The organism is Streptomyces sp. NPDC059668, assembly GCF_042734135.1.
Classification (GTDB): domain Bacteria; phylum Actinomycetota; class Actinomycetes; order Streptomycetales; family Streptomycetaceae; genus Streptomyces.
On sequence record NZ_JBHWEL010000018.1, the window covers coordinates 21,274 to 27,426 of the forward strand.

At 71.7% G+C, this 6,153-nt stretch carries 7 protein-coding genes; 5 read left to right on the forward strand and 2 right to left on the reverse strand.

Annotation, left to right across the window (positions count from 1 at the left end; translation table 11 throughout):
• The first annotated feature begins 29 nt into the window (after positions 1 to 29).
• The 3 genes from ACFV2J_RS15790 to ACFV2J_RS15800 all read left to right on the forward strand — a co-directional run bounded on the left by ACFV2J_RS15790 (position 30) and on the right by ACFV2J_RS15800 (position 2,060).
• Positions 30 to 638 carry a TetR/AcrR family transcriptional regulator gene (locus tag ACFV2J_RS15790; RefSeq protein WP_385439130.1) on the forward strand — a complete coding sequence of 203 codons (609 nt, stop codon included), beginning with the start codon at positions 30 to 32 and terminating at the stop codon, positions 636 to 638.
• A 309-nt stretch (positions 639 to 947) separates the two neighbouring features.
• Positions 948 to 1,286: a thioredoxin family protein gene (locus tag ACFV2J_RS15795; protein ID WP_385095280.1), complete on the forward strand. Its 339-nt coding sequence runs from the start codon at positions 948 to 950 to the stop codon at positions 1,284 to 1,286.
• Between the two features lie 327 nt (positions 1,287 to 1,613).
• Entirely contained in the window at positions 1,614 to 2,060 is a 447-nt protein-coding gene (locus ACFV2J_RS15800) for a MarR family winged helix-turn-helix transcriptional regulator (protein ID WP_385095283.1), read from the forward strand.
• Positions 2,061 to 2,470: 410 nt separating this feature from the next.
• Here the strand turns inward: ACFV2J_RS15800 and ACFV2J_RS15805 are convergent, their stop codons facing one another.
• Positions 2,471 to 3,121: an FMN-dependent NADH-azoreductase gene (locus tag ACFV2J_RS15805; RefSeq protein WP_385095286.1), complete on the reverse strand. Its 651-nt coding sequence runs from the start codon at positions 3,119 to 3,121 to the stop codon at positions 2,471 to 2,473.
• A gap of 139 nt (positions 3,122 to 3,260) precedes the next feature.
• Here ACFV2J_RS15805 and ACFV2J_RS15810 point away from each other — a divergent pair, with 139 nt between their 5' ends.
• Positions 3,261 to 3,926, forward strand: a complete 666-nt coding sequence (locus ACFV2J_RS15810; RefSeq protein WP_385095289.1) for a nitroreductase — start codon at positions 3,261 to 3,263, stop codon at positions 3,924 to 3,926.
• A gap of 307 nt (positions 3,927 to 4,233) precedes the next feature.
• On the opposite strand, the gene ACFV2J_RS15815 is transcribed toward ACFV2J_RS15810, so the two are convergent.
• Entirely contained in the window at positions 4,234 to 5,580 is a 1,347-nt protein-coding gene (locus ACFV2J_RS15815; protein WP_385095292.1) for an amidohydrolase, read from the reverse strand.
• 265 nt (positions 5,581 to 5,845) lie between these two features.
• Here ACFV2J_RS15815 and ACFV2J_RS15820 point away from each other — a divergent pair, with 265 nt between their 5' ends.
• Positions 5,846 to 6,019, forward strand: a complete 174-nt coding sequence (locus ACFV2J_RS15820; protein WP_031179489.1) for a thiazolylpeptide-type bacteriocin — start codon at positions 5,846 to 5,848, stop codon at positions 6,017 to 6,019.
• Positions 6,020 to 6,153: the final 134 nt, after the last annotated feature.

Below are 6,153 nucleotides of genomic sequence, written 5' to 3' on the forward strand. Positions count from 1 at the left end.
GGCCATGTACCAATGGGTACACTCGTGAGGTGGTGAATGTGGTCGGCTCAGATCCCGCGGGCGCGGCAGCGTCCGGCAAGGACGTGGACCGTCGCGCTCAGTTGGTGGACGCGGCCGTCGACCACGTCGCGGCGCACGGCATCACGGACCTGAGCCTGCGCGGCCTGGGTGCCGCCATCGGCGTCAGTCACCGCATGCTGATCCACTACTTCGGCTCCAAGGAACACCTGCTCGTCGAGATCGTCCGGACGTCGGAGCAGCGCCAGCGCGATCTGCTGTCCCGGCTGCGGCTGGAGCCCGGCCTCTCCCCCGTCGATGCTGCGCGTCTCCTCTGGCAGCAGCTGACGGACCCTCGACTGGCCGATCACGAGCGGCTCTTCTTCGAGATCTACGGGCAGGCGCTGCGAGGCCGTCCCGAGGCCGCCCCGATCCTCGAAGGGCTCGTGAACGACTGGCTGGAGCCGCTCGTGGCCGCCGAGGTCGCCGCGGGGGCGGACCCTGCCGCGGCCAGAAGCCGCGCCAGGCTGGGACTCGCCACCGTCCGCGGTCTCCTGCTCGACCTGCTCGCCACCGGCGACCTCGAGGGCGTCAACGCGGCGATGGAGGACTTCCTCCAGCTGTTCTACGGCTCGACGTGACGGAGGTGACGGAGTCTCCGATCAGGCCGAGCGGCCGGGCCGGACGGCGCCCACGGCTCGCACATGGGTCGCCGGGGCAGCCGGGGCAGCCGTACGATCCGGGCCTTCGGGCGGGTCCTTCTGCATTGCTCGCGTCGCGTCGCGTCGCCCGTGAGCCAGTCCTGCTCGCGGGCGACGACGTGGTCGCGAGCAGCGACGGCTCAGGCCACGTGTGGCGCCGGGACAGGTCGGCCGGACGACCGACCGGGCCGGCATGCCGCGCGGGGGATGATGGGGACGGAATGACGGAACGCGAGGTCAGGAGCTTCCATGGCGAAGCGGGTTCACCAACCCCGTGAGGACGCGGAGTTCGATTTCATCCTCGGGATGAGCGGAGTCCCGGTCCTCGCGTACTTCACCGGGACATGGCCCAAGGCGATCGAGCCCTGCCGGGCGATGGACCTCGTCGTGGGTCGCATCGCCGACGAGTACACCGGCCACCTGACGGCCGTCCGCACCGACATCACGCGCTGTCCGTCCGCGACCGAGCGATACGGAATCACGGGCGCCCCGTCCTACGTCCTGCTGAAGGAGGGAACGGCGGTGGCGCACGGCACGGGGCTCATGACCATCGACGAGGTACGGACGTTCCTGGACGGCCATGTCTGAGCGGACACCCGGGGCATCCCACCCTGTTGGAGTCGTGCGAGTGCCGGGAGGTCCCGGATTCCCCTCACCTCATCCGGGTCGTCTCAGCGGAAGCCTCGGCGCGACAGGAGCGGATGCACCGAGCGGGCAGTCGGCGGCAGGACGGCCCCGCCCGAGAGACTCAAGGTGCCGGCGTATGCGGCCATGGCTGATGGTCACCGGATTTTGGGTGCGACAGGGTACATGCGCCATTCACAATAGTTTCAACAGAGAACGTATTGAACGAGTAGATGGCTGTAATGTGGCCCCATGACCGCCGACGTTCCTCACAGAACCTCCGCATCGCGTGTGTCCGACCGCCCCGGAGACGCCTCGCCCTTCGCCCTCGGCTTACTGCTGCGCCGGGCGCACTGGCGCGCCGCCGCGGTGATGGAGGAGGCGCTTCGGCCGCTGGGCATCGGACTGCGGCATTTCGCCGTGCTGATCGTGCTGGTCGACCGCGGACCCACGGCACAGCGGGACCTGGCCACCGCGACGGGTACCGACAAGGCGGGAATCATGCGGGTCGTGGACGACCTGGAGCGCAAGGGCCTTGCCGTACGCAAGGCCGTTCCCGGGGACCGGCGGGTACGGGCAGTGGAGATCACGCCACAGGGCGTCGAGCTTTTCGACGCGGCCCATGTGGCCGCGGAGCCGCGGGCTGACCTTCTGGTCGCCGGTCTGAAGCCCGGCGAGTCCGAACTGCTGACGGATCTGCTGACCCGGATCGCCTACCCCGCGGAGGGCGAGGGGTAGGCACGCGATGCCGGTCGCGTGCCGTGTGGGCACGCTTCCTCTCGTGGCCCGTGTACCGACCGCGAGGCCGGAAAGGCAGGCCTGACGAGGAGAAGCGGTCGCCGCTCGCGGTGGACCTGGCCCCGCGCGGCGGCCGCACACCGTCTGCGCCCACGGCGCCTTGCGCACGGGCACGGCGCGACATGACGGGCCTGCGAGGTGTTCGCGCCCTCGCAGGTGTCGGCGTCCGCGTGACGAGCGGCCCGCCGGCAGGCCGAGCACGCCGAACGCCCCTGCGGGCCGCCGACCGCAGGGGCGAAGCCGCCCGTCGTCACCGCCCTTCGAGGGCCCGGGCGATGCGATGACGGCGTAAGGGTGCCGGGTGATGAACAGCCCGGGGAAACGCCCTTCAGCGCCTGGGTCCCCGGAGGTTACGCGGCGAAGCGCTCGGCGAGTTGCTTGGCCTTGGCGGCCGCCTCCTCGAGGGCGCGCTCCCGAGAAGCCTCGGCGAGGGGGACCAGGGCGGACATGGCCGGGTTGCGCCGGGCCATGGTGAGTTCCGGGACGATGAAGTCGAGGTCCAGGCCGAGGGTGTCCCCGAGGACCGCCTCCAGGTAGTTCTGCACGAACTCGAAGCCCTCGCGCGGAGTGCCCGGCGCGTAGGAGCCGCCGCGACTGGCGACGACGACGGCCGGGGTGCCCTGGGCGGAGGGCGCCTCGCCCGCCGTACGGCCGAGCAGGAGCACGTTGTCCAGCCACGCCTTGAGGGTCGAGGCGATCGAGAAGTTGTACATCGGGGCGCCGATCAGGACGGCGTCCGCCCGCTCCAGCTCCTCGATGAGCTCCAGGCGCCCGGCGAACGCCGCGGACTGTTCCGGGGTGTGTTCGGACCGGGCGGCGTAACCGGCGGACCAGGCGTCCGCGGTGATGTGCGGGACAGGACTGGCGGCGACGTCACGGTAGATGACCGCCCCCTCCGGGTGCTGCTCCTTCCAGGCTCTGCGGAACGCGGCCGTGACCGACCGGGACGAGGACGCCTCGCCAGGGAACACGGAGGAGTCTATGTGCAGCAACGTGGCCATGGGATTTCTCCGGAATGTGATGTTTCGAGGTAGGACAAGTGGACTGAGGATCAGCCCCAGCGATAGTTAAACACGAGATAGTCGTGAGTGATACAGTCTCAAGCGTATTGAAAGTTGAGCAGCTGGGAGTCTGGACGACGTGGACATCTACGAGGCGGTCACGAGCCGACGGGCGGTGCGCGCATTCACCGATCAGCCTGTACCGAGGGAGGTTCTGGAGCGTGTCCTGTCCACCGCGGCGTGGGCGCCCTCAGGGTCGAACCTGCAGTCATGGAACGCCTACGTGCTCACGGACGGGCCACTGGCCGAACTCAAGAAGCGCGCCGGTGAACGGCTGGCCGCCGGCGACCCCTGGGACGAACCGGAGTACGAGCAGTACCCGCTCACTCTGAAGTCCCCCTACCGCGAACGCCGTTCCGCCTTCGGCGAGCAGCGTTACGGCGGACTCGGGATCCCGCGCGAGAATCTGGAAGCGCGACAGAGGGCCGCCTCCGCGAACTGGGACTGCTTCGGCGCGCCGGCCGCCCTGTTCTGCTACATCGACCGCGACCTGGACCGCCCTCAGTGGTCCGACCTCGGCATGTATCTGCAGACCGTCATGCTGCTGCTCCGCGCCGAAGGACTGCACAGCTGCACACAGATGGCCTGGGCGAAGTTCCACAGGACCGTCGCGGAGGTCGTCTCTCCCCCGGACGACTTCATCCTCTTCTGTGGCATGTCGATCGGATACCAGGACACCGCAGTGAGTCACACCCCTACGGGGCGGGCGCCGCTCGCAGAAACGGTGACGTTCATCGACGCGTAGCCGGCCGGGAGCGCGCACCGCCGCGCAATGAGCGCGCCGCCGCGCACGGTGTCACGTTCCCCGCCACCGCCCCCACTGGGTCAGCCGCGATCCCGCACCCCGCACGGCCCGAAGGCCTGAGCAGCAGGGACACAGGACCGGCAGAACAGAAGGGCCGCGTCGGCACCAGTGCCCCCGCGGGACCCAACTCCCGCTCATGGGGCGCCTTCAACCTCCGGCCTTGGTTCCCGGGGAGCCCCGGCATCCCCTGAAGACCAGGTCGGAATCGCCCTGTGGGTCTCCCCCAGGCCACATGCGGGAAGGCCGGTCAGTCGGCCGGGCCGGCCAACCGGGCCAGGGCGGCCGTCGCGAGTGCGGTCGTTCCGGTCTCGAGGGTGAGGCGGACGCTGGGCAGGTAGCGGGGCGAGTGGTTGCCGGGCAGGCTGCGGAGCTTCTCGGCGGCTCCGGTGCCGGGGGCGGCCGCCCACTGTGCGGGGCCGACCGCACCGAGCATCCAGTAGGCGCCGCGGATGCCGGGGTGTCCGTGCAGGTGGGCGCCTGCGCCGGTCAGGAGCGGGAAGTCCTCGGTGGCCGAGGTGGCGGGCCAGCCGGTGACGCGGGAGGGCCCGAAGGCGGTCACGTGTGCGGAGCGGACGGCGGCTGTGACGTCCGGGTCGGAGCGGGTGACACCGGAGCGCGACGACCGCGCGACGGTGACCCGCGGCGGCAGGGCCGCGGCACCCGCCTCGGCGCGGGCGATCCGCTCCACGGCGAGGGCGGCGCGGTCGAGGGCCGCCTCGGAGAAGGTACGGACGGTGACGTGCAGCGCCGCCTGTGTGCCGATCACGTTTCCGGTGTGGCCGGCGTCCGCTGTCCGCAGTGAGGTCGCCGAGACGACCAGCCGCTCCGCGGGGTCGGCCTCCCGGGCCACGATCGTGGCGAGCCGCGTCACCGTGCCGGCGGCGGCGAGCAGCGGGTCGGCGGTGAGGTGCGGAGTGGCGGCGTGCCCGCCGTCCCCCTCGAAACTCACCTCCAGTGTGAGGCTGCCCGCCAGGACCGGGCCGTCCGCGTGGGCCACCATCCCCGCCGGGAAGGACGCCGTGTGCTGCGCGAGCACCACGTCGGGCGGCGTGATCCGGTCGTACAGGCCGTCCTCCAGCATCGCGCGGGCACCGCTGAGGGTCTCCTCTGCGGGCTGGCCGACGACGAGAAGGGTGCCGCGCCAGCTGTCGCGGTTGGCCGCGAGCCAACGCGCGGCGGCCGCCACGCAGGCCAGATGAGCGTCGTGACCGCAGGCGTGCATCACGGGGACGGGGTGTCCGTCCGGTCCGGGCGCGGTCACGGTGCTCGCGTAGGGGACGCCGGTCTGCTCGGCCACGGGCAGCGCGTCGAGTTCGGCGCGCAGGAGGACGGCCGGGCCCTCGCCGTTGGACAGGGTGGCGGCCACGCCGTGGCCGCCGATGCCGCGCAGTACGTGGAAGCCGTCCTCGGCCAGCCGGTCCGCGAACCGGGCGGCGGTACGGCGTTCGGCGCCGGAGAGTTCGGGGTGGCTGTGGAGGTCGAGGTACAGCTCGATGGTGGCGGGCAACAAGGTGTCCAGGCCGGGCAGTGCGCGCCCTGCCCGGGGGTGACCGGAGCCCTGGGAGGTGCGGGGTCTGTCGAGGTCGCTGGTCACGGGCGGGACTCCTCGGGTGTCGGCGGAGCGCACATCGGCGGGGCGGCGGGGACGGTGGAGTGACTTGCGGCGGGCGCGTAGGAGGAGCTGCCGGGAGGGGGACGGTGCAGGGGTGTCAGCGGGGTGACAGCGGGGAGCCAGGGCGCTGACGTCGGGGCCGCGTAGAAAGGTGGAGCCCGAGGTCTTGGCCTCCGGCAGGTTCAGCGTGTCGCCGGCCGGGGCCGTCCCGGTCGGTACCCGGTCCGCGGACTCACAAGGAGACACCATGGCTGACAACACCCTCGCCTCCCTCGCCCAGGAGATCCTGGACCTCGAGTCGGAGACCTTCGAGATCACGGACTACTCGGACGCCAGCGAGGTCATGCTCGGCTCCTCCACCAGCTGCTCCTCCACCAGCACCTGCTCCAGCACCACCAGCACCACCTCCTGCACCGCCTGACGTCCGACGTCGGGATCGGCGGGGGGCCCCCGGCGGGGGGGGGGGGGGGCGGCGGCGCGGGGGGGGCGGCGGGGGGGGTGGGGCCGCCCCCCCCCCCCCCCCCCCGCCACCGGCGGCGCGCCCCCCACACACAC

Excerpts from the sequence above, each read along its gene's own strand:
- ACFV2J_RS15820 (WP_031179489.1), top strand. The coding sequence starts at position 5,846 with ATGGCTGACAACACCCTCGCCTCCCTCGCCCAGGAGATCCTGGACCTC.
- ACFV2J_RS15795 (WP_385095280.1), top strand. The coding sequence starts at position 948 with ATGGCGAAGCGGGTTCACCAACCCCGTGAGGACGCGGAGTTCGATTTC.
- ACFV2J_RS15805 (WP_385095286.1), bottom strand. The coding sequence starts at position 3,121 with ATGGCCACGTTGCTGCACATAGACTCCTCCGTGTTCCCTGGCGAGGCG.